General features: G+C 65.9%; 1 protein-coding gene. It reads right to left on the bottom strand.

The window, feature by feature from the left end; all coding sequences use genetic code 11:
- The coding region (locus tag ASV53_RS26545; RefSeq protein ID WP_141226342.1) for an FAD synthase family protein at window positions 1–316 on the bottom strand (316 nt) is incomplete at its 3' end.
- Window positions 317–498: the final 182 nt, after the last annotated feature.

The following is a 498-nucleotide window of genomic DNA, read 5'->3' on the forward strand; positions in this document are numbered from 1 at the left end:
AGCGCAGGCCCTTCTCGGTGCCGCGCCAGTCGTCGCCCTTGAAGAAGTGCGTGAACCCGACCTCGCGCCAGGCGTCGATCTTCGACGGCGTCGTCTCGACGTGCACGTCGTCGACGAACGAGATGTGCCGCACGATGTCGGCGCGTTCCGCGGTCGGAATGACGGGTTCGATGCCCTTCACCTGCCGCAGCATCTCGTCGCTCACGACGCCGGCGATCAACACATCGCAGTGCTGCTTCGCGTGGCGCAGAAGGTTCAGATGGCCGACATGGAACAGGTCGAATGCTCCCGCGGCGTAGCCGATACGCGTTGCCATGATCTCCCCAGATCAGTGATTCCCCAGAGGCGGATCCCCATCCGCCGGCGACTCCCACAGCCGCTCGCGCCAGTCTAGCCCCGCGACACGCCCGGCGCGACACCTGTGCATACCGGTCGGGTTGTTTCCGTCGGCACAGGAACGCATGACACGATGGATGCCGCTGGAGCGCGGAGGGATCG

Source organism: Photobacterium sanguinicancri (genome assembly GCF_002265265.1).
GTDB lineage: Bacteria > Pseudomonadota > Gammaproteobacteria > Enterobacterales > Vibrionaceae > Photobacterium > Photobacterium sanguinicancri.